At 72.3% G+C, this 22540-nt stretch carries 21 protein-coding genes; 8 read left to right on the plus strand and 13 right to left on the minus strand.

The features are described from left to right. Window positions 1-68: 68 nt before the first annotated feature. Window positions 69-539, minus strand: a complete 471-nt coding sequence (locus ACFZCP_RS16045; RefSeq protein WP_391427640.1) for a DUF3515 family protein — start codon at window positions 537-539, stop codon at window positions 69-71. A 115-nt stretch (window positions 540-654) separates the two neighbouring features. Here ACFZCP_RS16045 and ACFZCP_RS16050 point away from each other — a divergent pair, with 115 nt between their 5' ends. Continuing rightward, the gene (locus tag ACFZCP_RS16050) at window positions 655-1194 is read left to right on the plus strand and encodes a redoxin domain-containing protein (protein WP_391427641.1); all 540 of its coding nucleotides are present in this window, start codon (window positions 655-657) and stop codon (window positions 1192-1194) included. A 131-nt stretch (window positions 1195-1325) separates the two neighbouring features. On the opposite strand, the gene ACFZCP_RS16055 is transcribed toward ACFZCP_RS16050, so the two are convergent. From ACFZCP_RS16055 to ACFZCP_RS16095, 9 genes are all read right to left on the minus strand, one after another. Then, window positions 1326-1991: a hypothetical protein gene (locus ACFZCP_RS16055; RefSeq protein WP_391427642.1), complete on the minus strand. Its 666-nt coding sequence runs from the start codon at window positions 1989-1991 to the stop codon at window positions 1326-1328. Window positions 1992-2065: 74 nt separating this feature from the next. Continuing rightward, complete coding sequence (locus ACFZCP_RS16060; protein WP_391427643.1) at window positions 2066-2656, minus strand: hypothetical protein; 591 nt, start codon at window positions 2654-2656, stop codon at window positions 2066-2068. Next, the gene (locus tag ACFZCP_RS16065) at window positions 2653-3189 is read right to left on the minus strand and encodes a hypothetical protein (protein WP_391427644.1); all 537 of its coding nucleotides are present in this window, start codon (window positions 3187-3189) and stop codon (window positions 2653-2655) included. Before ACFZCP_RS16065 ends, ACFZCP_RS16060 begins: the two co-directional genes overlap by 4 nt. Next, on the minus strand, window positions 3167-4456 hold the full coding sequence (locus ACFZCP_RS16070) for a WXG100 family type VII secretion target (RefSeq protein WP_391427645.1): 1290 nt from the start codon (window positions 4454-4456) through the stop codon (window positions 3167-3169). The genes ACFZCP_RS16065 and ACFZCP_RS16070 overlap by 23 nt, the downstream gene beginning before the upstream one ends. A gap of 6 nt (window positions 4457-4462) precedes the next feature. Next, window positions 4463-4753 carry a DUF6317 family protein gene (locus ACFZCP_RS16075; RefSeq protein ID WP_391427646.1) on the minus strand — a complete coding sequence of 97 codons (291 nt, stop codon included), beginning with the start codon at window positions 4751-4753 and terminating at the stop codon, window positions 4463-4465. Continuing rightward, complete coding sequence (locus tag ACFZCP_RS16080; protein ID WP_391427647.1) at window positions 4750-5250, minus strand: SAV_915 family protein; 501 nt, start codon at window positions 5248-5250, stop codon at window positions 4750-4752. Before ACFZCP_RS16080 ends, ACFZCP_RS16075 begins: the two co-directional genes overlap by 4 nt. 189 nt (window positions 5251-5439) lie before the next feature. Continuing rightward, window positions 5440-6504 carry a biotin/lipoate A/B protein ligase family protein gene (locus tag ACFZCP_RS16085; RefSeq protein ID WP_391427648.1) on the minus strand — a complete coding sequence of 355 codons (1065 nt, stop codon included), beginning with the start codon at window positions 6502-6504 and terminating at the stop codon, window positions 5440-5442. Window positions 6505-6587: 83 nt separating this feature from the next. Further along, the gene (locus ACFZCP_RS16090; RefSeq protein ID WP_391427649.1) at window positions 6588-7259 is read right to left on the minus strand and encodes a hypothetical protein; all 672 of its coding nucleotides are present in this window, start codon (window positions 7257-7259) and stop codon (window positions 6588-6590) included. A gap of 476 nt (window positions 7260-7735) precedes the next feature. After that, window positions 7736-10039: a helix-turn-helix domain-containing protein gene (locus ACFZCP_RS16095; RefSeq protein ID WP_391427650.1), complete on the minus strand. Its 2304-nt coding sequence runs from the start codon at window positions 10037-10039 to the stop codon at window positions 7736-7738. 250 nt (window positions 10040-10289) lie between these two features. On the opposite strand from ACFZCP_RS16095, the gene ACFZCP_RS16100 reads away from it, so the two are divergent. Further along, a complete protein-coding gene (locus tag ACFZCP_RS16100) occupies window positions 10290-10928 on the plus strand; it encodes a hypothetical protein (protein ID WP_391427651.1) in 639 nt (212 codons plus the stop codon). 17 nt (window positions 10929-10945) lie between these two features. Here ACFZCP_RS16100 and ACFZCP_RS16105 read toward each other — a convergent pair whose 3' ends face one another. After that, the gene (locus tag ACFZCP_RS16105; protein WP_391427652.1) at window positions 10946-11596 is read right to left on the minus strand and encodes a response regulator; all 651 of its coding nucleotides are present in this window, start codon (window positions 11594-11596) and stop codon (window positions 10946-10948) included. Continuing rightward, on the minus strand, window positions 11593-13935 hold the full coding sequence (locus ACFZCP_RS16110) for a histidine kinase (protein WP_391427653.1): 2343 nt from the start codon (window positions 13933-13935) through the stop codon (window positions 11593-11595). The genes ACFZCP_RS16105 and ACFZCP_RS16110 overlap by 4 nt, the downstream gene beginning before the upstream one ends. 137 nt (window positions 13936-14072) lie before the next feature. On the opposite strand from ACFZCP_RS16110, the gene ACFZCP_RS16115 reads away from it, so the two are divergent. Then, window positions 14073-15128, plus strand: coding sequence for a type II CAAX prenyl endopeptidase Rce1 family protein (locus ACFZCP_RS16115; protein WP_391427654.1), 1056 nt, complete (start codon window positions 14073-14075; stop codon window positions 15126-15128). 228 nt (window positions 15129-15356) lie between these two features. Here the strand turns inward: ACFZCP_RS16115 and ACFZCP_RS16120 are convergent, their stop codons facing one another. Then, on the minus strand, window positions 15357-16088 hold the full coding sequence (locus ACFZCP_RS16120; RefSeq protein WP_391427655.1) for a dienelactone hydrolase family protein: 732 nt from the start codon (window positions 16086-16088) through the stop codon (window positions 15357-15359). Between the two features lie 252 nt (window positions 16089-16340). Here ACFZCP_RS16120 and ACFZCP_RS16125 point away from each other — a divergent pair, with 252 nt between their 5' ends. The 5 genes from ACFZCP_RS16125 (at window position 16341) to ACFZCP_RS16145 (ending at window position 22415) form a co-directional block, all read left to right on the plus strand. After that, the gene (locus tag ACFZCP_RS16125; protein ID WP_391427656.1) at window positions 16341-18161 is read left to right on the plus strand and encodes a gamma-glutamyltransferase; all 1821 of its coding nucleotides are present in this window, start codon (window positions 16341-16343) and stop codon (window positions 18159-18161) included. A 459-nt stretch (window positions 18162-18620) separates the two neighbouring features. Continuing rightward, window positions 18621-19466 carry an inositol monophosphatase family protein gene (locus ACFZCP_RS16130; RefSeq protein WP_362683098.1) on the plus strand — a complete coding sequence of 282 codons (846 nt, stop codon included), beginning with the start codon at window positions 18621-18623 and terminating at the stop codon, window positions 19464-19466. An 87-nt stretch (window positions 19467-19553) separates the two neighbouring features. Continuing rightward, window positions 19554-20966, plus strand: coding sequence for an FAD-dependent oxidoreductase (locus ACFZCP_RS16135; protein WP_391427657.1), 1413 nt, complete (start codon window positions 19554-19556; stop codon window positions 20964-20966). A gap of 276 nt (window positions 20967-21242) precedes the next feature. Next, window positions 21243-21752 (plus strand): O-acetyl-ADP-ribose deacetylase, encoded by a 510-nt coding sequence (locus ACFZCP_RS16140; protein WP_362683092.1) that lies wholly within the window; start codon window positions 21243-21245, stop codon window positions 21750-21752. Window positions 21753-21995: 243 nt separating this feature from the next. After that, entirely contained in the window at window positions 21996-22415 is a 420-nt protein-coding gene (locus ACFZCP_RS16145; protein WP_391427658.1) for a CBS domain-containing protein, read from the plus strand. The last annotated feature ends 125 nt before the right edge of the window (window positions 22416-22540 follow it).

Consider the following 22540-nt stretch of genomic DNA (forward strand, 5'->3'; position numbering starts at 1 on the left):
GAGGCCCACCTGGTCGAGGGCCGTCCGATCGAGGACCGCCCCGGCGGACGACAGCCGCCGGGGCCCGGCTACACGCAGTGGAACGGCTGCGCGATGGGCGCGACGGCCTTCGACAGGCCGAGCAGCACCGTGTCGACGGCCCGCACTCCGGGCGAGACCGTCACCTCCACGGCGGGGCTGCGCCCGTAGGAGACGAGGACCTTCTTCCCCGCCCGCCGGGACCGGGCCTGTTCGAGCAGCCAGTCCACCCCGTTCACGTTCATGCACGGATCGGGCGACAGCCGGGGCGAGGTCACGCCGCACCGGGCCGTCACGGCGCCGTCGCCCCACGCCTCGGCGCCGGACACGCCCACTCGTTCGCGCCCGTGTCCGTCGAGCCGCCCGGGCCAGCGCCCGGCCAGGCTCCTGCACGCGGGTCCGGTCGCCCGCTGGGCCGCCCGCAGCCCGTGCTGCGGATCGCCGTCGGGCCGGCCCCACCTCGCCCAGCCGGTCACCACCACCACGATCGCCAGCGCTCCGGCCCCGACCGCATACCGCACCCGCACCGCGTCCCCCGTGTCTCGTCGTTCCGGCGCCCGCCGGTGGTCGTCCCCGTCGGAACCTACAACACCCCAAGATCCGCTCAGCACCCGGCTGTTGCCATACTCGTGCCTCGTGAAGAAGCGACCGATGCTGTGGACCGCCGCCTGCCTGCTGCTGGCCTCCTGCCATGCGGGGACGGGCACCGCCGGCTCCGACGAGACGGGCGGGCCCGTTCCCACCGCACAGCGCAGGGCCGCGCCCGACCTCGCCGGCAACAGCCTGGACGGCAAGCCCCTGCGGCTGTCCGACTACCGCGGCAAGGTCGTCGTACTCAACGCATGGGCCTCCTACTGCGGACCCTGCCGGGCCGAGGTGCCCGAACTCGACGCGGCCCGAAAACACCTCGCCGGCAAGGGCGTCGAGTTCCTCGGGCTCAACGCCGACACGGACACCGCGGGCGCCCGGTCCTTCCAGCGGGACCACCGGCTGGCCTACCCGAGCCTCAGCGACCCCTCCGGCCGCCAGATGCTGAAGTTCCCCAGGGGCTCGGTGCCGCAGGGCGTGCCCTTCACGGTAGTCATCGACACCCGGGGCAGGATGGCGCGCGTCCACACCGGCACGGTCACGGAGAAGGAACTGCGCGACCTGGTGCTGCCTCTGACCCGGTCCTGACGCCTCGCCGGTCCTGACATCGCCCTCGTCCAGACGCGGCCCCGGTCCTGGCGCCGCCCTGATCCCTGACACCGCAACGGTCCTGGCACCGCCCCGGTTCCGGCGGGGCGACGGCCGGGCCGGTCAGCCGGTCAGCCGGACGAGCCGCGCTGCAGGGCGCCCACGGCGGCCTTGGCGGCCTGGATGGCGCCCTTGTTGATCTCGTCCGTGTCCGGAGCCTTCTTCGTGTCGAAGTCGCTGCCGTTGTAGGTGACGATCACCAGGGCGTTGGAGACGCGGGCCATCACCACACCCTCGCGGGTCTGCTGCTTGTCCTCGGTGGTGAGGTTCACGACGGAGTAGCCGGCGTCACCGAGCCCCGGAACGGGACCGCCGCCGCCCTTCTCGGTGACCCGCTGGTCGTACTCCTTCTTCGCCGACTGGTCCGAGTCGGTGATCTCGAAGGAGACGTCCAGCCAGCGGTAGGAGTAGCCCTTCAGGGCGTTCCAGGAGCAGGTGCGGCGCAGCTTGACGTCCGTCGAGGGGATCTCCTTGCCCGTCGCCTTGGCCCCGGGCACCAGGGCCGCGAGCGTCGCCGTGGGCACGCTGGTGCAGGGGCCGGGCGCGGCGGCGTACGTCTTCGACACCTGGGTGGAGGACGGCGCGGAGGCCGACTGGGTGGGTGTCTGCCGGGCCGTCCGGTGGCCGTCGGCGGAGGACTTGTCGGGGCCCGACGTCAGCGCCCAGCCGGCGCAGGCCAGCACGGCGACGGGCGTCAGGCGTGCGGTGAGGGCGAGCGGCAGAGGAAGAGAACGCACGGCGCACTTCTCGTGGGGGAGGGGGCGGGAGGCGGTGCGGAAGGGGGTCCGCAGGGTGGACGGGGACGCCAGTGTCACACGACTGCCTGTGGGGCGGAAGGGTGAACTCGCTGCGTACCCGGCCGGTCACGGCGGGGCCTTGACGACGTACGGATCTGTCCGTTATGCGCCTCGATCCAGCGCCGGGCGCCGACTTCGGAGGGATACGCGCGGACGGTGAGCGTGGCGGTGAGCCATCCGACGCCCCACGCCGCGACCGCGGGCAGGACCGGGGAGGCGAGCAACAGGGGAATGACGCCCGCACGGGACCAGTACCCGGCACGTGCGGCCTCGGCGCGCTTGGCCGCACGGAACGCGTCGGGCGCGGGCGGGTCCAGCAGTTGCCGGCGCAGATTCCGGCGCTGCCCGACCCAGCCCAGAGCGAGGGTCGCGCAGGAGGCGATCACCTGTGTCACGTCCCAGTCCCGGCGCACACCCGGCGGCAGGTCGCTGCGGGGCACGCCGAGATACAGCATGAGGGCGATCCAGCAGAAGAAGGCGAGGGCGGTGAGCAGGAGGACGGCGCTCGCGGCGCGGCGCAGCCAGTAGCGCGCGCCGCGTTCGTACCAGGTGGTGCCGAGCCCCGGCAGGGACGGGATGCGGACGGGCGTGCTGTTCGGTGTCATGGTGCGGTGGCGTGCTCCTCGAGCCAGCGGCGGGCGCCGACCTCGCTGGGGTACTCCCGCACCGTCAGCCAGGCCGCCAGCCAGCCGACGATCCATGCGGCGAACGCCGGCATGACGGGAGCGGCGATCAGCACCAGCCCGCGGCCCAGGGCGATGCGGCCCGGGACACGCCTGTTGTGGTCGCGTTTGGCCCGGAGGGTCTCGCCGGGAGAGGGGGGATGCAGCAGTGCCTCACGGTGGCCCCGGCGCTGTGACACCCAGCCCCACACCAAGGTGACGGCGGAGGCGACCACCTGCACGCCGTCCCACACGAGACGTGCGGTGGGTGGCAGTTCGTCGCGGACCCCCGAGTACAGGCCCAGTGCGAAGAAGCCGAACATGGCCATCACGAGGAGCATGGCGACGGTCGTACGGGCGCGGCTCAGCCAGTACAGCGTGCCGCGCTCGTACCAGGTCCTGCCCAGTTTCGGCAGAGAGGGAATGGGGACGGAGAATCCGGGGGCGGGCACCTCAGAAGATGCTCGTGACGCCATGCCATACGTCCTTTCCCAGCCTCCCGAGGTCCTCCCCGGTCGCTTTCAGTACGTGGCCACTGCCCACCGCCACGCCGCCGAGCACGCCGTGGTCGTGGATGTCCTCGCTCCAGTGCTCGTGCAGGGAGTGGTCGATGACACTGGTCGTGACAATCACGGCGCCCACCCCCACCGCTGCGACCGCGACGGCCGGAGCCTCGGCCGGCAGCAGCGCCGCTGCGACCGCCGTGCCCGCGACCAGACCGCCGACGTTGGCGGTCCCGTCGACGGCGACGGAGTGCTGCCAGGACCAGCCCTTGTCGTGGTCGTCCTTCGCCTCGATCAGACCACAGGCGCCGGCCGCGGCGACGTCCAGGACGGGCAGTTCCTTGAGGATGTCCGGCAGCGCCTCCAGCCCCTTGCCCAGACGCAGCGCGTCGGCGGCGTCGGCCAGCTTGACGTTCAGGGCACGGTCGTAGGGCAGCTTGGTGCTGCCGTTGTCGGCGCGTGCGATGTCCTCTTCGAGCGCGTCGACCTTGGTGACCGCGTCCCGGTAGGCGCTCTTGGCGGGCAGGTCGTCGGGCATCTTGCGGCCCTGCTGCTGGAACACCTTGCGCTCGGCGCGCAGTTGCTTCTTGGCGTCCTGTGCCTCGGCCTTGGCCGCGTCGATGTGCTTGCGGGCCTCGATACCCCCCGCCCGGGCGTCCTCGGCGTCGTACGCGTACAAGCCGCGCAGCGCGTCGTACAGGGTGGTCTTGTCCCCCGGGGAGACCGAGCCGTCCTTCGACGTCACCTTGTCGTACAGCCCCTGCAACTGCTGCGCCGCCACCAGCCGCGCGTGCTGGGCGGTGTGCAGGATCTCGTTGCGCGCCGTGGCGTACTCGTTCATCGCGGAGATGGTCTTCTGGTCGTCCGCGCTCGGTGGATCCGCCGTCATGATGGGCTGCGGCGCGCCCTTGGGATCCGTCACCACACCCTTGCCGGCCGCGATGTGCTGCGCGTTCTGCAGTGACGTCTCGCACGTGGACAGCGAGTTCGCGAGGGTGTCGAGGATCTCGCCCGCCGCGTGCACCAGTTCGGCGAAGCCGCCGGCGGCCAGCGCGTCCTCGCTCCACTTGGCGCGGAAGGACTCGGCCGCCTCGCCCTGCCAGCTCGCGTCGTCGACCAGTTTGTCGACGGCGCCGCTGAGCGGCTTGACCACACCGTCGAGTTTGTCCTTGGCGTTCTTGTACGTCTCGGCCATCGTGCGCAGTCCGCCGATGTCACCGCCGACCCAGCTGTCACCCATCAGCTCTCACCCCATCAGGTCTTCGAAGACACCGTGGACGTCCACGTCGTGCCGGTGGAAGGAGTCCCGCGCGTACGCGACCTTGTCCCCGTGGTCGTCGATCCGGTCGGCCATGCCGATGTGCAGGGCGATGATGAGGTCCGCGACCTCCTTGACGGCCGAGTCGAGCCCCGCGTCACCACCGCTGACCACGGGCGGTGCCACGTCGGGGTGCAGCTTGCGGTAGTCGCCGGCCTGCTCGTGGAAGGTCTTCGCCATGGTGGCGAGGTCGTCGTAGACCGCCTTGAAGTCGCTCACCGGCGTACCTCCTGTATGTAGGCGGCCAGGTCGGCCGGCCGCCAGTTGGGCTCTCCCGGAGCGACCACCGGGTCCAGCAGCACCGTGACGCCCTGGTCACGCACGCCCTCGGCCAGCGGGCCGAGCGAGCTGGCGGCCCACGGCTGTGCCTCGCCGAGTGCCTCCACCAGCTTCTCCAGCGTGGTGAACGCGAAGGCCACGGTGCCGTGGGCCGGATGCGTGAACAGTTCGAACACGACGAAGGGCACGCGCGCGGGCCGGCCGCCCGTGCCCGTCGAGGCGACGGACCGCGGATGCGCCGGGACGAACACCGGCGTGTGGTACGCGGGCACACCCGGCTTGGGGCGGGGCCGGTCGTCCGCGGCCGGACCCGGAGGCGGAGCCGCCTCCACGAGATCCAGCAGATGCGAGCGACGCGGTTCCTGCTCCGGGACCGCGCGTCCCGGTGGATCCGGCTCCGCGAAATCGAGCAGGCGTGAACGAATCGGCGCCCCCACCGCCGTCACCTCTTCCCCGTGGTTGCTGTGGCCGATCAGGCCCGACCACGGTAGCCAGCGGTCAACGGGGCAAATCCGGCTATGTCTGGGCGGTGGCCCAGGCGTACACGGAACTCATACGTCCCCTTGGCCGGGGCCAGGGCAACACTTGACCTCCCGCTGAACCGATGCCGTCCGCGAGGCCGTCCGCTACGGCACTCTGGCCGTCCACTGCGGGGAGGCGAACTTGGTGCGGGCCAGTTCCTCCGCGCGGGCCATCTCGTCCGCCGTGACTTCGCCGGTGGTCAGCCCGTAGCGGTTGCGGAAGGAGGCGATCATGTTCTCGATGACCTGCTCCCGTGTGAGGCCTGTCTGCCGGCGGAGCGGGTCGATGCGCTTCTCGGCGCTCCTGGTCCCCTTGTCGGACATCTTCTCCCTGCCGATGCGGAGCACTTCGAGCATCTTGTCGGCGTCGATGTCGTAGGACATCGTCACGTGATGGAGGACGGCTCCAGGGCCGCCGTCAGGGCCGACCATGCGCTTCTGGGCGGCACCGGCGATCTTGCCGGCGTCGGTGGCGATGTCGTTCAGGGGCTGGTACCAGGCCGTGATGCCCATGTCGGCGAGTGCGCCGAGCACCCAGTCGTCGAGGTAGGCGTAACTGTCTGCGAAGGAGAGGCCCGAGACCAGGGACTCCGGCACGGACAGGGAGTACGTGATCGTACTCATGGGCTCTACGAACATGGCCCCACCACCGGAGACACGGCGAACCACGGTCATCCCGTGCTTTGCGGCCCCTTCGGGGTCCACCTCGTTGCGCAGGGACTGGAAGCTGCCGATCACCACACAGGGCGAGGCCCACTCCCATACCCGCAGAGTCGGGGCTCGCCGCCCGGCGGCCACCTCGGTGGTGATCACCTCGTCCAGTGCCATGTGCAGGGCCGGTGCCTGCGGTTCCATGTGCACCAGTTGCCAGTCGTAGTCGCTCCACTCGGTCGCGTGGGCCAGAGCACGCCGGACGGCGATGCCGACGCCCTCCGCGGTCAGCCCGAGCATCACGGTCGACTCCGGCAGCGCCGCCGTGATCCGGGCGGCCAGCCCTGCAGCGTCCATGGATGAGGGAGAACCCTCAAGGGCTGTGTTGATCGAGAAGATCGCTTCGTCCGGCTCCAGGAAGAAGTCCCCGGCGACTCGCACGTTGCGCAGGACACCTTCCCCGACCTCCAGATCCACGACGACCAGCTTGCCGCCGGGCACCTTGTACTCGCCATGCACGGCTTCGTTTCCTTCCAGTGCGCGGTTCCGGCGCCGCCAGGCCTTGGATCAGCAGGACGGCCATGCTTACGGAAGATTCGCAGCTATTGCTCCGCCTCGCCGCTCAACCTTGCCCAGGTGTAGCTGTCCATACTGTCGTGAGGGCCGATCCTGGAGAGTTCCGAGCCGTCGCGCCCCACAGCAACGATGGACGGTCGTATCCCCACCCGGCCTGTGGACGGGGACTTCCAGACGACAATGAGCCTGCCGTGCGCGGGCACCTCGATCCGTCGGTCGCCGAGCAGGAGGTGATCCACTTCGGCCGCCACCTGGAGTTCGTTGGACCCGACCCACGGGATCGTCCCGATGAAGTCCGGATGACGATGCTGCAGGCGGTACGCATGACTCAAACCACCTGAGCCTCCGCCGAGCTCGATAATGCCGACCTGCCCCGGCTGGCCCGCTGCCAGTCTCTCCGCAGGCAGGTCACCATCCGACCCACTGCCACCGCCTGTGTACTGCCACTTCTCGCCGCAGCGCTCAATCAGTGCGGTGTGGGTCACCGCTTTCGAGGATCTGGGACGCCAGACGAGCCAGACTGCACCGATACCCGCGTCCCGGTCGATGTCTCCCGACACCAGGGTCAGCCAGCGGCCAGGCAGCCAACCGGGCTGCGACACCCCGTTGTCGACCACTCGTCGAATCATCCTCGGCAGGATGATCTGCATCCAGCGGTCCATACGACGCATCCGGCGCAGCTCTGCACGAATGGACATGTCCACACGGTACCCAGGTGTGCAGCCCGTCGCACCAGTGACGTCGAAGGAGTGCCGCTCGACCGTGAGGAACGGCCCACGCCTTCCATGAGCGGAAGGCCCGCACCGCGCCCATCTGTGAGACCTCTTGCTTCCTGCAGGACGGATATCCGCTGTAGTCAACGATGCTCGGGGGCTCACCGGCAGTGTCACACGTCGGGGCGGCTCGCCGGACGACGGCGAGCCGCCCCCAGACGTTGAGGCTGGTTCGTGGGCGAGTCGTAACCGTTGATCGTCTGGTTCCAAGAGGAGCTGTAGCCCACCGCGCCGCTGTATGGGCCCTGATGGTCGAGGGTGGAGGTCCACGGGTCGCTGACATCCCCCTCGTTACCGCCGATGCTCTCGATGGTCCCGTCGGGATTGACCGCGGTGACGATGGCAACGTGATCGGCGTAGCTGTTGCCCTCGTTCGTCGTGATGCCCGACCGGGGGAGGCGCTATCTCCGACGGCGTGTTCGATCGGGTGTGGGGAGTCTCCGGTGGGCCTGGGCCAGGTGGTGTTGCAGGCGGGCGTGGCGGAACTGGTAGACCGCGCCGGCCTGGCGCAGTACGCCGCGCTGGTAGGCGTCCTCCAGAAACGTGATCACGGCCCAGGGCAGGCGTCCGGTCAACGGCAGCCAGATGCGGGTGAGGACGAGCCATTGGCCCCAGGTGGTCAGGGTGAGTGCGGCTCCGATGGCTGCGCCGAGGCCGCTGACGGTGCCGAGTACGAGTGCGGGCCTGGGTGGCCAGAAGAGTGGGCCGGGTGTCCCCTGGAGGAGGGAGAACCCGACTGCGGCTCCGCCTCCGGCCACCACCGCCCCGAAGACGGGGGCCGATACGAGCAGTTGGATGGTGACTGTGCCGCGGTTGGCGTTGAGGAGGCTGCGCGGGTCGCCGGCGGAGTTGATGTCGAGGGGGGTTTCGAGGAGGCCGAGGACGGAGGCGGTGAGTGCGGCAGCGGCGCTGTAGGGCAGGCCGTAGATGAGCCCGTCGACGAGCGCGATGTGCAGCGCGGCCAGTGGTTCGAATTTCCAAGTGTGCGGGTTGTTCATACCGACCACGAACCCGTAGCCGAAGCCGAAGATCAGCCCGCTCAGTGCCCCGATCACCAGTCGGTGGCCGGCCGCGTACTGGCCGGCTCCTGACCTGCCGCGGATGCGTAGGCGGACGGTGGACGGCGTCACCGGCACGTTGTTGACCGTGAACACGAGCCAGTGCGTGAGCCCGAAGTTGAGTGCGGAAAGGAGGCCGGCGGCTGTCGCGTCCACGACGGAGTACGTGAACGAGCCGGTGACGGCGATGACGACGGCGGCGACGACGAGGCCGATGGCCAGCCCTGTCACCAGGGCGGTGACCAGGGTGCGGGTGGAGCGGCGCAGTCCGCTGCCGAGCCGCCACCAGGCGAGGTCGGGGGTTTCGAGCAGGGTCAGGTGGTGGGCGAGGTAGCCGAGCCAGTGCCGGGCTCGTTCCGGGTCGAATGTGCGGTGCTTCCTGCCCGTCTGGCTCTGGTGGAGCCGGCGGCGGTAGACGGTGGGGAGGAAGTTGTCGAGAAGATGGTCTTCCACCTCCTCCGGGGTGGCGAGTCGGCCGGTGTCGAGGAGTGTGGCCGGATCGTGGTCGGGGGTGTCGCTGTAGACGGTGCGGGCGAGCGAGACCATCAGCGGGGTGGTCAGGACTGTGGCGAGGGGGGACGCGGGCCGGTCCTGTGGCGGGTTGCGCAGCTCGGTCAGGACAGGTTTCCAGATGTTCGTCGTGGGGTCCGCGCGGCCGGTCTTGCGGGTGGTGCGGGGCAGGTAGTCGTCCAGGTCGTCGAGGGTGAGGTCGGTGAGCTCGATCGCTGCGGCGGCGGTCAGTACGTCGGTTTCGGCGACCGCCGCGGCGTATTCGCCGGGGCGGCTGGTGAGAAGAAGGGGAAGGGTGGTGGCGTTGAGGGCTTCCAGGGCGGGGCGGCGCAGGCCCTCGGCCATCTCGTCGAAGCCGTCCAGGACGGGGAGGATGCGGCCGGACTCGACCAGTTCGGAGGCCAGGCTCTCCCCGCTGGGGCCCGGTGTGGCGTAACCGGGGTGATCCCGCTTCAGCCGAGCGGTCAGCCAGTCGCGCAGAGTGATCTCGGAGGGGTTCCAGGTTCCGACGCTGAAGATCACCGGAACGGGGTCGGTGTGGCTGCGTGCGGCGAGGTAGTCGAGGACGAAGCGCAGGGCCAGGATCGTCTTTCCTGAGCCTGATCTGCCCAGCACCACCAGCCGTCCCGACGGGATGCGCCGGAATGTCTCGGCGATCTGGTCCAATCGGCCGTCCAGGTCGAGGGGGGCGGCCGGGGCCGTGTCCCTGGCGCGGAACCGGAGAATGACGTCCCAGTGGTCGGTCAGGGTCTCGGGGGCCGTCCGCCAGCGGACCGGCAGGGGTAATGGATCCTGGACCTGCCGCTGTTCTTCTTCGCGCTGCCAGCGGGTGGCCACCAGTCTCGCGAGGTGCCCGGCCGGGTCGGTGGGCGGGGCGAGCGCTGCCGGCTCCGGCTTGGGCGGTGCGGGCGGCCCCGCATCGAGCAGGCCGGCGGCGATCAGTAACGTCTCCCGTTCCCCGGGCCCCAGTGCCAGGGCGTCGGCCAGCTGCTCCACCGTGCTCAGCCGGGGGTTGGAGCGCTTGCCGGTCTCCAGGCCCCGAATGGTGCTCACACTCACCCCGGAGCGCTCCGCCAGCTCCTCCTGCGTCGCCTCACGTCGCAGCCGCCGCAGCTCATCACCGAACTCACTGGCCACCGTTGACGGCCCCTCCCCCTCAGAAAACGATCTCCGCAGGTGGGGGACTGTAGCTCGGCCACCGGTCACATATGACCGGTTCAATGGCCTGTCCACGTTTCCTGCACCTCCGCAACCTTCGATGGCATAGACGAGATCGACCGGGCCGAGTACATCGACCGGTCCGGAGAACGGGGAACCGCCATGCCTTTGACGACCGCACCCCAGGGCCGTCCGAAATGCGTCGGGCCTCACCGCTCAGCAACGCGAGGTGCTCTACGCGCTCGGACGCGGCCTCGGGGACGCCGAGATCGCCGACGCACTGGCGCTGCCCGGGCAACTGGGTCGCATCCTGGTGAAGCTGAAGCTGAAGCTGAAGCTGCGGGACCGGGCCGCCGCCATCGTGCACGCCTTCGACTGCGCATTGGTCGTGCCCGGACACGGCCCGCGCCGGGAGGCGGCGGCACGCGGGGCAGTGTTCATCGGTGGACGGCCCCGCACCCGCACCATGGCTTCGGGCCTCCGCGCGCGGCCCGTTGAGAGCATCGCTCGCCGGGCAGCCCGTGGACGTCGGACCGCTCCTGCAGCAGGCCGTGCCGGCGGCACCGGCGCCGACCCCGGGTCGTTCGGTCAGCCGGCAGGAACTCCTGAACGGTGTCTGGGGGATGGAGTCGCCGGCCGAGCACGCCTCGGCAGGCGCCGTGCCACCTGCCGGGCGCCGCTCACCGCATCTGATGAGGATCGGGGCGCGTACCGGTTACTGCACACCGGTGGCAGGCAGGGAACGACGGCGGGCGCACGGCTGGACTTCTACGACCACGGGATGACGACCGTGATCGAGGGACGGATCCATGTCGTCCGCTTCGACACCACGGTGCCGGTGCAGGAGTCCGTCGAAGGGCGCACGTGACCGTGGGTCCCGGGTTTTCAGGTGGTGCGGGGGCGGACCAGGCCGTTCTCGTAGGCGAGGATGGTCGCCTGGACCCGGTCGCGCAGGCCGAGTTTGGACAGTACGCCGTTCACATGGGTCTTCACGGTGCCCGTGGTCACACCGAGTTCGGCACCGATCTCGGCGTTGGTGAGCCCGGAGGCGATCTTCAGGAGTACTTCCCGTTCCCTCGGGGTGAGCCGGTCGAGGGCCCCGGTCGTCGTGGGAACCGGCTGGGCGCCCTGGGCGAAGGTCTGGATGAGGCGACGGGTCACGGTGGGGGCCAGAATGCCGTCACCCGCGGCGACGACGCGGATCGCGGTCAGCAGGTCCTCGGGCCGGGCGTCCTTCAGCAGGAACCCGGACGCCCCGGCGCGCAGGGCCTCGTACACGTACTCGTCGAGGTCGAAGGTGGTGAGCACCAGCACCCGCGGCCCGTTGTCCGGCGCGGTGATCAGGCGGGTCGCGGTCAGTCCGTCCATGCCCGGCATCCGGATGTCCATCAGGACGAGGTCGGCGGCCTCGGCGGCGGCGAGCGACACGGCCGTCGCTCCGTCACCGGCCTCGCCGACGACGGTGAGATCGGGTTCGGCGTCCACGATGGCGGCGAAGCCCGCCCTGACCACGGCCTGGTCGTCGACGACGATCACGCGTACGGCGACGGGGACACCTCCTGGACGGGGGCCGGAGCTGGTCCGGCCGGCAGCGACACCCGTACATTACCGGTCGGTTCGAGCTCCATGCGTCCGTCGGCGGCGGCGACCTGCACCCGCAGGCGCTCGGCGACCGGGCCGGCGACGGCCAGCGGCACACCCGTCACCGTGATGTGCACCGTGCCGCGGCGCCGCCTCAGAGCCACCCGCGCCGCACCGACGTCGCCCGCACCGAGCGCCGCCTCGACGATCCGGTACGCGGCGACGTGCACGGAGGGCGGAAGGTCCCGCGCGGCCTCGGGCAGGCCCCGCAGCCGCACGTCGCGGCCGGCGGCGACGAGGGCGCGGCACAGCGGGTCGAGGTCGGCGGCCGTCGGGGACGGAGCGAGGCGTTCGGCGGGGTCCCCGGCGTCGCCGAGGCCGTGCAGCATGTCCCGCATGGCGGCGAGGGCCGCCCGGGCGGTGGCGGCCACGTCGTCGAGCCTGCCCCGCTCGGCCAGGTCGACGAGCGACGTCGTGTGGTGCAGGACGGCCTCGCGCAACGTCACCGCCAGCCGGTGCCGTTCGGCCTCGGTGGCCTGCTGCGCATGCCACATCGAACTGGCGAGCGCGAAGTCGTCGTTCTCCAGAACCCGCAGACGCCGGCGGCGTACGACCAGTCCCGCGCCGCACAGGGCTGCGAAGAGGGGAGCCGTCACGACACACAGCACGACCACCATCACCACGGCGAACCCGCTGACCGGGTCGCCCGCCAGGTACCCGTCCGCAGCGGCCGTGGCCGTGACCACCGAGGCCGTGCCGACAGTCGCCGCGATCACCGCCGGCCAGGTGCGGGAGGGCCCCTGCCCGTAGGCCGCGAGCGCGTACACCGCGAGCATCTCCACGAGCACGCCCCCGACGAGGAACTGCGACACCCGGGACGGCAGGGGCACCACGGCGACGGCCACGGGCCACATCCAGGCCGTGGCCAGCACGGCGACGAAGGAGGCCGACGGGGTACGCCTGCGCCACAACAGCGGCAGCGCGTGCAGGACCAGCAGCACCGTGACGACGATCAGCCCGGGCACCGAGGCGCGCCTGGTCCGTTCCGGCCAGTCCTCCGTGGCCGCCAGGGCGGTCACCACCGGCAGGACCATCGCGGCGAGCGCCAGGGCGGGATCGGCGAGCCGTTGCTCCCGCAGGACGTCGCGCCGCCAGCCGGGCCCGGGCGGATGCTGCGGCCCGGCAGCGTCGGGCAGGGTCGCGCGGACCAGCCATCCGCCGTCGGGGCCGGGGCCCGCGCTCAGCTCGCCCCCGGCGGCCGCGGCCCGCTCCCGCATGCCGGCCAGGCCGCGCCCGGCGCCGAGACCGCCCGCGTCGTGCGGTGCGAGGGTGCGCGGCGGCGCGTTCTCCACCGTCAGTTCGAGCACACCGTCCACCCGGCGGACGAGCACCCGGGCGGCGGCGCCGGGGGCATGCCGCAACGCGTTGGTGAGGGCCTCGCGCACGATTCCGTGGATCGCCTCGGCCGCGGGGCCGGTCAGGTCGTCGGGGATGTGGGCGGCGACGGGCCGGCCCAGTCGTCCGAAGCCCGCGACCAGTTCCTCGATCCCGGCGCTCGTGATCCCCGGGCCCGGCGGGTCGGTGTCGCGCAGGAGACCGACGAGCCGCTGCAGCGCCGCCACGGTCTCGCGGCCGGTGCGCTCCGCGAACGACAGGGCCTCGGCAGCCAGTTCCGGTCTGCTGTCCCTGAGCCTTCGGGCGGCGTCGACGGTGACGACGACCGAGGTGAGGTGATGGGCGCTCACGTCGTGCAGCTCGCGGGCCAGGCGCCGGCGCTCCTGGTCGCCCGCCGTCCGGCGCGCGTGCTCCGCTCCGGCCAGCCGTCGGGCCGCGGTGAGCCGCCCGCCGAGCCACTGACGGCGCGCCTCGCCGAGGCCCGCGCACACGACGTACACGGACAGGCCGATCGTCAACGTCAGGAGCGAGACGCGGAATCCGTCCTGAACGGCGGAGAGCCCCCACTCGACGCCCACGGTCACGGTGACGGCCCGGACCGTCACCGGCACGGGACAGCGGACGGCCACGGAATACAGGGCGATCAGCGTGCCGAGGCCGACGTAGCCGTCCGGCCAGGCGACCATGCCGACGGTGCAGGCCCCCAGCGTCCCGGCCAGAGCCCGTAGGGGTGCCTGCCGGCGCCGGCCCAGCGCTGCCGCTTCCGCCACCAGGGCGCACACGACGCCGGCCAGTCCCGGCAGGCCGGGAGCTTCGCCCCCTGCCAACCCGTGCCACAGCAGGACACTCTGCCCTGCCGCCAGGATCAGGGGCAGAAGCCAGTTGCGTATCGTCTCCATCTCGGGGACGAGCGTAGAGGGCGGTCCGGGCGCCCGCACCGGCCCTGAGACCGAGCCCGGTCCCTACCCAGGGATAGAGACACCGTTCGTGCCCCAGGGCGATGGCCGGGACGTCCGGCGCCGGAGAGGGTGGCACCATGACGACTCCGCCGCTGCCCGAACCCCTGCCCTACCACCGGCTCGCCCGGCTCTCCCTGTTCCCTCGCTGGTGGCGTCCGCCGGTGGGGACCCTGGTCGTGGCCGTGGGCTGGCTGATCGCCGTGATCGCCGTCTACGGCGTCCTCGACGAGTGGGGTTCCCGCAACGGATACACCGAAGGCCCCGACGGGTCCGTGCAGTTCGGACCCGTCGCGGACACCGCCGTGGACCTGCTGCTCCTCGCCCTGGCGATCCCTCTCGTGCTGCTCGCCGTGCGCTGGATCGGGCGGCGCCCGGCGGGCACGGTCTCCTCCGTGGCCGGCAGGCTCAGATGGCGCTGGCTGACCGTGTGCGTGCTGACGGCCCTGTCGGCCATGGCCCTGGTGATGGGCGCCGCGTTCCTGCTGCCCGTCGGGGACGGCGAGGAGTTCCGGTGGGCGGGATGGCAGGTCTTCGGGCCCGCGCTGGCCATGCTCGTCGTCCTGGTTCCGCTGCAGGCCGCCGCCGAGGAGTACGTCTTCAGGGGCTGGCTGACGCAGGCCGCCGGAGCCTTCCTGCGCTCGCCCTGGTTCGCGCTCCTGCCCCAGGCCGTCCTGTTCGCCGCCGCCCACGGCTGGGGCACGCCCTGGGGATTCGCGGACCTCGTGGTGTTCGGGACGGCCGCGGGCTGGCTGACCTGGCGGACCGGCGGTCTGGAGGCGTCCATCGGGCTGCACACGGCCAACAACCTCCTCTCCTTCGCTACCTCGGCGGCCACCGTCGACGGGCTCAGGAGCGACGAGACCGCTGCGGACGCGACCTGGCCGCTGGTCGTCCTCGACGTCGCGGGCATCGTGCTGTACACGGCAGCCGTGGTGTGGCTCATGCGCCGCCGCGGGCCGGCCCGCACGGCACCCGCGCCGCTCCCGCCCGTCCGGCCACTCGCCGACGCCCTCTCGTACGCGCCCGTCCCGGGCTCTGCGGTGGCACCGCCCCGGACCGGCCGCCCGACGCCGGGCGCACCCGTTCCGCCCCCGTACGACGGTGTCGACCCGGAGCCCGCCGACCGGCCGTGAGCGGCCCCTCGCGCCGACTTCCTCCCGCCCACTTCCTCTCGGCCACCTCGGATCTGCCGGAGCGGAGGGCCGGACGGTCGCCCTGGGCCCGTCCGATTGGGCTCGTCCGAGCGGAGCGCCGGGCAGGACCGCCATGGACCTGCAACGCGGAGCACCGGGCAGGCCCTCGGCCCCGGCTTCGGATCTGATCCCGACTTCGGCCCTGCGGAGGGTGCCGGCCCCACAGCCCTACAGGTGCGCCTCCAGAGCGGCGTAGACCCTGCGCCAGGCGTCTGCGCCGGCCTGTGACTCATAGTCGGCCGGGCGGTCCGCGCAGGCGAAGCCGTGCCGGGCGCCGGGGTAGGTCACCAGCTCGTGCGGCACCTTGGCCTCGGTGAGCCGCTGCTCGGCCTGCTCCCACTCCTCGGCCGGGATGATGTGGTCCAGCTCGCCGCGGAAGCCCAGCAGGAAGGCGCCGCCCTCGGCGATCCGCTCGCTGGTCTCCAACGGAGGCACCGGTCCGACCAGCGGGAAGCCGCTGTTCAACAGCCAACCCGGGTAGAAAACGGCGGCCAGCTCGAAGCGCAGCGCGGTCGCCGCCCGCACCGCGATGTGCCCGCCCATGCTCAGCCCCAGGAAGGCCACGCCCCGCTCCCCGGCTTCGACGCGCGCCGCCGCCAGGGCCGCCGAGGCGTCGGCCACCAGCTCGTCCCGGTCCAGGGCCCGCATCAGCACCAGGCCGTCCTCGCGCTCCTGCGCGGAGTACCCGAGGGCGGTACGGCGGGCGTTGCGCCAGTAGTAGTCGGGCGCCAGCGCCACGTACCCGGCGGCTGCCAGTTCCGCGCAGGTGTCACGGACATAGGTGTTCACGCCGTACAGCTCGGAGCAGACCACCACCGCGCCCCGCACGTCGCCGGCCGGGCGGTGCACGTACGCCTCGATGCCGCCGGCTTCGCCGAGCGACTCCCACTGACCGGTCATCAGACCCCCGTGTCCCGATTGCCTCATCGTGCCTCGACCCCCGTGTCCCGATTGCCGCATCGTGCCTCGATTGCTGACTGCTGCCCCAACTCTAGTTCTCCGCACCGACATTCGCCCGGGAGCACCGTCACCGCCGGCCCCGGCCCCGGCCCCGGCCCGCCGGGCACCACCGGGCCCGCACCGGACCCGCAACGGGCCCGCATCCGGTCGCTACCCTGCTGGCGAGCGACGTGCGCAACAGCGAGGTGAGAGATGCGGTTCACCACCCGGCCCACGCTCCAGGGCACCTTCGGCATGGTGTCCTCCACGCACTGGCTGGCCTCCCAGTCGGCGATGGCGGTCCTGGAGGAGGGAGGCAACGCCTTCGACGCGGCCGTGGCGGGCGCGTTCGTGCTGCACGTGGTGGAGCCGCACCTGAACGGGCCGGCCGGCGAGGTGCCGATCCTGCTCGGCCCGGCCGGCGGTGAGGTGCGCGTGCTGTGCGGCCAGGGCGTGGCCCCGGCGGGCGCCACGGCCGCGCACTACAGGGCACTCGGTCTGGAACTCGTACCCGGTACGGGACCGCTCGCGGCCGCCGTGCCCGGAGCCTTCGACGCCTGGCTGCTGCTTCTGCGCGACCACGGCACCAGGTCCCTCGACGACGTCCTGAAGTACGCCATCGGGTACGCCGAGCACGGGCACGCGCCCGTGGAGAACGTCGGCGCGACCGTGGAGAGCGTGCGGGAGCTGTTCGAGACCGAGTGGACCTCCTCGGCCCAGGTGTACCTGCCGGGCGGCAGGTCGCCCCGGCCCGGCGAGCTGCTGCGCAATCCCGCGCTCGCCGCCACCTGGAAACGGCTGCTGGCCGAGACCGCCCGGGCCGGTGACCGTGAGGCCCGGATCGACGCCGCGCGCGAGGTGTGGCGCTGCGGCTTCATCGCCGAGGCCCTGGTACGGCAGTCCCGGCGGCCCACCCGGGACACCAGCGGCGGACGGCACACGGGCACCCTCACCGAGGCCGACCTCGCCGGCTGGTCGGCGGCCTACGAGGCACCGGTGACGTACGACTGGAACGGCTGGACCGTGTGCAAGGCGGGCCCCTGGAGCCAGGGCCCCGCCTTCCTCCAGCAGCTCGCCCTGCTCCCGCCCGAGCTGCCCGCCCACGGCTCGGCCGACTACGTCCATCTGCTCGTCGAGGGCTGCAAGCTCGCCATGGCCGACCGAGAGGCCTGGTACGGCGACGCCGCCGACGTGCCCCTCGCCGAACTGCTGTCGGACCGCTACAACACCGGCCGGCGGGCCCTCGTCGGCGCGAAGGCCTCCTACGAGCTACGCCCGGGCAGCCCCGGCGGGCGCACGCCCCGCCTGCCCGCACAGGCGTACGCGCGCGTGGAGAGCGGCGACGGCCCGGGTTTTGATCCGCTGGGCGCGGGCGAGCCGACCGCCGCCCAGCTGCCCGGCGAGCCCCGTGTGAACGCCGACGGCACCACCCGCGGCGACACCTGCCACCTGGACGTCGTCGACCGCTGGGGCAACATGATCGCGGCCACGCCCAGCGGCGGCTGGCTCCAGTCCAACCCGGTCGTGCCCGAGCTGGGCTTCCCGCTCGGCACCCGGCTGCAGATGACCTGGCTGGAGGAGGGCCTGCCGAACACCCTCACCCCCGGCCGCCGCCCCCGCACCACCCTCACTCCGTCCCTCGCCTTGCGCGACGGCGTCCCGGTGCTGGCGTTCGGCACGCCCGGCGGCGACCAGCAGGACCAGTGGCAGCTGCACTTCTTCCTCGCCGCCGTTCTTCGGCCCGCGGTCCGCGGCGGCCTCGACCTGCAGGGCGCCATCGACGCCCCGAACTGGCACAACGACAGCTTCCCCAGCTCCTTCTTCCCGCGCGGGCACCGTCCCGGCAGCGTGACGGTGGAGTCGCGCACGGACGCGGGCGTGATCGAGGAGCTGCGCCGCCGCGGCCATGACGTCACGGTCGGTCCTGGCTGGTCGGAGGGCCGTCTGTGCGCGGTGTACCGCGAACCGGAGTCCGGGATCCTGTCGGCCGCCGCGAACCCGCGCGGGATGCAGGGGTACGCGGTGGGCCGCTGAGGGGGCCGCCGCCGGGGCGCGGCCGCCGCCGGGGTTTCCTCCGCCGGGTCGCCATGGCGGGGCCTCGGCCGTTGGTCCGGGGGAGGGGAGGGAGGAGAGGGAGCAGGTGCGGCTCGCCTCCGTAGGTCCAGATGGCTGGTTTCTTGCGCAGGGGCAGTCAGGATCGGCTCCTGGCTGAGGGCCGGGAGCGGGCTCAGGTCCGGGGGACTCGATGGCTGGTTTCCTGCCCCGTGGCCTCGGCGGGCGGACCCTGCCCGGCGGCCCGGGTCACCTGTCACGGCCCGCTGACCTGGGTGGTAGATCCCCGGCCGCGTAGTGAGGCGGCCGACTCGTGCCCGGTAGAGCTGTCGCCCCGGTCCGCGCCCGCCGACCCCTTCCGCACCCGCCTTTCATCCGGAATCCACCTTCTGTCCATCATTCGGGCAGGGAATGTCAGTGGCGCGTGTTCTCATGGGGGGCATGATCCAAGACACGGAAACCATCGACGAGTTTCTCACCCGCTGCTCGGCCCACGTGGAAGAAGCGGTCCGGAAGGCGGCCGCGGCCGAGATCCTGCCCCGCTTCCGGCGCCTCGCCGCGCACGAGGTGGACCAGAAGAGCGGACCGCACGACCTGGTGACCGATGCCGACCGGCTCGCCGAGCGACGGCTCACCGAAGACCTCGGGGCACTGCTGCCGGGCTCGGTGGTCGTCGGCGAGGAGGCCGTGCACGCCGACCCGGCGGTGTACGAGGCGATCCAGGGCGACGCGCCCGTGTGGATCATCGACCCGGTCGACGGCACGCGGCAGTTCGTGCACGGCGACGACGGCTTCTGCACCCTGGTGGCGCTCGCCCACCGGGGCACGGTCCTGGCCTCCTGGACCTACGCCGCCGCGCGCGACCAGTTCGCCACCGCCGTCCGCGGCCGGGGCGCCCACCTCGACGGCGAGCGGCTGTTCGCGGGCCCGCCCGCTCCCGGCCGCGATCTCCGCGTCGCCACCTCCCACCCGGACTTCACGACCGACGAGCAGAAGCGGTCGCTGCGCGCCTTGTGGACCGACGGCGTCGCACCCCGCCCCTGCGGCTCCGCGGGCCTGGAGTATCTCGCCATCGCGCGCGGCGAGTTGGACGCCGTGGCGTTCTCCTGGGAGGCCGCCTGGGACCACGCGGCCGGCCTGCTCCTGGTCGAGGAGGCGGGCGGTGCCCACCTGACCCGCAGCGGCGAGCCGTTCCGGGTGACCGGCTCCAACGTGCTGCCGTTCACCGCCGCCCGGGACGCCGCCACCGCCCGCCGGGTCGCCGAGCTGCTGCGCACCGCCGACTGAGACACCCGGCCCGGGGAGTGTCCGTCCCGCGGCATATCCTGATCCCGAGTGGCCATCGGCTGACGAAGGGGTCCGAAGGTGCCGTCGATGCTCGATGCGGTTGTGGTGGGTGCGGGGCCGAACGGACTGACCGCTGCCGTGGAGCTGGCCCGCCGGGGCTTCTCCGTCGCCCTCTTCGAGGCGAAGCCCACCGTCGGCGGCGGTGCCCGCACCGAGGAGCTGACCCTGCCCGGCTTCCTGCACGACCCGTGCTCGGCCGCCCACCCCCTCGGCATCAACTCGCCCGCGTTCCGCGCCCTGCCCCTCGACCGCTACGGCCTGCAGTGGCTGCACGCGGACCTGCCCATGGCGCACCCCTTCCTGGACGGCACGGCGGCCGTACTGTCCCGGTCCGTCGCCGAGACGGCCGCCTCCTTCGGGCCGCGTGACGCGGGCGCCTACCGCAGGCTGGTGGCGCCGTTCCTGCCCCGTTGGGACGCGCTCGCACGGGACTTCATGTCGCTGCCGCTGACCGCGCTGCCCCGTGACCCGGTCACCCTCGCCCGCTTCGGCCTGGCCGGGCTGCCGCCCTCCACCTGGTTGATGCGCCGCTTCCACGACGAGCGGTTCAAGGCCCTCTTCTCCGGCCTCGTCGCCCATGTCATCGCCCCGCTGGGTGGCTTGGCCACGAGCGCCGTCGGCCTGGTCTTCGCGCTGGCCGCGCACGCCCGGGGCTGGCCGGTGGCCCGCGGCGGCTCCCAGGCGATCTCCGACGCCCTCGCCGCCTACCTCAAGGACCTCGGCGGTGCCGTCCACACGGACTACGAGGTCAAGCGCCTGGACGACCTGCCGCCCGCGCGCGCGTACGTCTTCGACACCTCGCCCACCGCGCTCGCCCGCATCGCCGGTTTCGGCGGCTACTACGACAGCTACCGCTACGGCGCCAGTGTCTTCAAGATCGACTATGCGCTGGACGGCCCGGTCCCCTGGACCGCCCCCGAGGCCCGCGTCGCCGGTACCGTGCAGATCGGCGCGAACCGTGCCGAGATCGACACCGCTCTGCGCGCCGCCTCACACGGAGGGCACGCCCCCGACAGGCCGTTCCTGATCACCGTCCAGCCCAGCGTGGCCGACCCCACCCGCGCTCCTGAGGGCAAGCACGTCTTCTGGGCGTACGGCCACGTTCCCAACGGCTGGCAGGGCGACCTGACAGACGCGATAGAGCGCCAGCTGGAGCGCTTCGCGCCCGGCTTCCGCGACCGCGTCCTGGCGCGTGCCACCGCGGGCCCGGCCGAGATGGCCGCCCGCAACGCCAACTACGTCGGCGGCGACATCGCCTGCGGCGCGGCCTCCGGGCTCCAGCTCATGCTGCGCCCAAGACTGTCCCTGTTCCCGTACCGGACCCCGCACCCGGCCGTCTTCATCTGCTCCTCGGCCACCCCGCCGGGCCCCGGCGTGCACGGCATGTCCGGGCACAACGCGGCCAAGGCGGTCTGGCGGCGACTGCGCCAACAGCCGTAGCACGCCTGCGCGTTGCCGGAACTCCACCGGTGAGCCGACCGGACTCCGGCCCGCACCGGACTCCGGCCGGCAGGGCAATCCGGTTCGCACTCGACACCGGCCCGCACTGCAACCCGGTTCGCGCCGGGCCCCACCGCTCCGGCCTCCGACCGCTCCGGTCTCCGACCGCTCCGGTCTCCGACCGCATCCGACCCCCGGCCGGCCTGCCCGCCGCATGGCCGTGTGCCGGCCTCCGTAACCGGCCCAGGCCGGTACGGAGCTGATAGAGAGGCAGCCATGACCACCATCACTCTCGTCCAGGGCGACATCACCCGGCAGAGCGCCGACGCCATCGTCAACGCCGCCAACTCCTCCCTGCTCGGCGGCGGAGGCGTGGACGGCGCGATCCACCGGCGCGGGGGCCCCGCGATCCTGGAGGACTGCCGCAGACTGCGCGCCTCCCGCTACGGCAAGGGCCTGCCCACGGGACAGGCGGTCGCCACCACGGCGGGCGAACTCGACGCCCGCTGGGTCATCCACACGGTGGGACCCGTCTGGTCCGCCACCGAGGACCGCTCCGACCTGCTCGCCTCCTGCTACAGCGAGTCGCTTCGCGTGGCCGGTGAACTGGGAGCCAGGACCGTCGCCTTCCCGGCCGTCTCCACCGGCGTGTACCGGTGGCCGATGGAGGACGCGGCACGGATCGCGGTGGACACGGTGCGGGCCGCGCAGACAGCCGTGGAAGAGGTGCGGTTCGTGCTCTTCGACGACCGGGCCTACGAGGCGTTCGCCCGCCAGGTCGGCTGACGGCCCCCCTTGTACCGCCCGCCGCCCGGCCGCACCGCCGCCGCCCGGTCGTCGTGCAGCCGTCGGTCCTCGCACCGCCCGTCGGTCGGCCGTTGCGCCGCCGACGGACAGTCGTCGTACCGCCCGTCGGGGCCCCGGAGCGGCCCGTCGGCCGACCTCGCGCGGGGGCGCGGACATGCCCGTACGGTGAAAGAAGGACGCCCTGTTCACCCGTACGGGCGTGTGCGCTAGGAGGTTGAACCGATGACCACCGCCGCAGAGATCATGCATTCCGGGGCCCAGTGGATCCCGATGACCGAGACCCTCGACCGGGCCGCGCAACTGATGGCGCGCCTGAACGTGGGTGCGCTGCCCGTCAGCGATGCCAACGAACGACTGTGCGGCATCATCACCGACCGCGACATCGTGGTGAAGTGCGTGGCCAAGGGCCGGGACCCGTCGCAGGTGACGTGCGGCGACCTGGCGGAGGGCACACCCCGCTGGATCGACGCGAACGCGAGCGTGGACCAGGTGCTGGACACGATGCAGACGAACCAGATCCGCAGGCTGCCGGTGATCCAGGAGAAGAAGCTGGTCGGCATGATCACGGAGGCCGATCTGGCCCGGCACCTGACGGAGGAGCAGATCGCCGGCTTCGTCGAGAAGGTCTACGCGACGCGCTGAGAGCGTCGGCTCCGGGGGGCTGCGCAACGGGACGGCCGGTCCGAGGGGCCCGAGGCCCGCGTGGCATCATCGGGCGAGGCCCGGGACCGCGGCCGTGGACCGTCGCAGCCGCAGGCGGGCGTACG

The organism is Streptomyces sp. NPDC007971 (genome assembly GCF_042958635.1).
In the GTDB taxonomy this organism is placed as follows: Bacteria; Actinomycetota; Actinomycetes; order Streptomycetales; family Streptomycetaceae; genus Streptomyces.

Excerpts from the sequence above, each read along its gene's own strand:
- ACFZCP_RS16120 (WP_391427655.1), bottom strand. The coding sequence starts at position 16,088 with ATGACCGGTCAGTGGGAGTCGCTCGGCGAAGCCGGCGGCATCGAGGCG.
- ACFZCP_RS16140 (WP_362683092.1), top strand. The coding sequence starts at position 21,243 with ATGACCACCATCACTCTCGTCCAGGGCGACATCACCCGGCAGAGCGCC.
- ACFZCP_RS16110 (WP_391427653.1), bottom strand. The coding sequence starts at position 13,935 with ATGGAGACGATACGCAACTGGCTTCTGCCCCTGATCCTGGCGGCAGGG.
- ACFZCP_RS16060 (WP_391427643.1), bottom strand. The coding sequence starts at position 2,656 with ATGACACCGAACAGCACGCCCGTCCGCATCCCGTCCCTGCCGGGGCTC.
- ACFZCP_RS16115 (WP_391427654.1), top strand. The coding sequence starts at position 14,073 with ATGACGACTCCGCCGCTGCCCGAACCCCTGCCCTACCACCGGCTCGCC.
- ACFZCP_RS16070 (WP_391427645.1), bottom strand. The coding sequence starts at position 4,456 with ATGGGTGACAGCTGGGTCGGCGGTGACATCGGCGGACTGCGCACGATG.
- ACFZCP_RS16125 (WP_391427656.1), top strand. The coding sequence starts at position 16,341 with ATGCGGTTCACCACCCGGCCCACGCTCCAGGGCACCTTCGGCATGGTG.
- ACFZCP_RS16090 (WP_391427649.1), bottom strand. The coding sequence starts at position 7,259 with ATGTCCATTCGTGCAGAGCTGCGCCGGATGCGTCGTATGGACCGCTGG.
- ACFZCP_RS16145 (WP_391427658.1), top strand. The coding sequence starts at position 21,996 with ATGACCACCGCCGCAGAGATCATGCATTCCGGGGCCCAGTGGATCCCG.
- ACFZCP_RS16065 (WP_391427644.1), bottom strand. The coding sequence starts at position 3,189 with ATGGCGTCACGAGCATCTTCTGAGGTGCCCGCCCCCGGATTCTCCGTC.
- ACFZCP_RS16130 (WP_362683098.1), top strand. The coding sequence starts at position 18,621 with ATGATCCAAGACACGGAAACCATCGACGAGTTTCTCACCCGCTGCTCG.
- ACFZCP_RS16135 (WP_391427657.1), top strand. The coding sequence starts at position 19,554 with ATGCTCGATGCGGTTGTGGTGGGTGCGGGGCCGAACGGACTGACCGCT.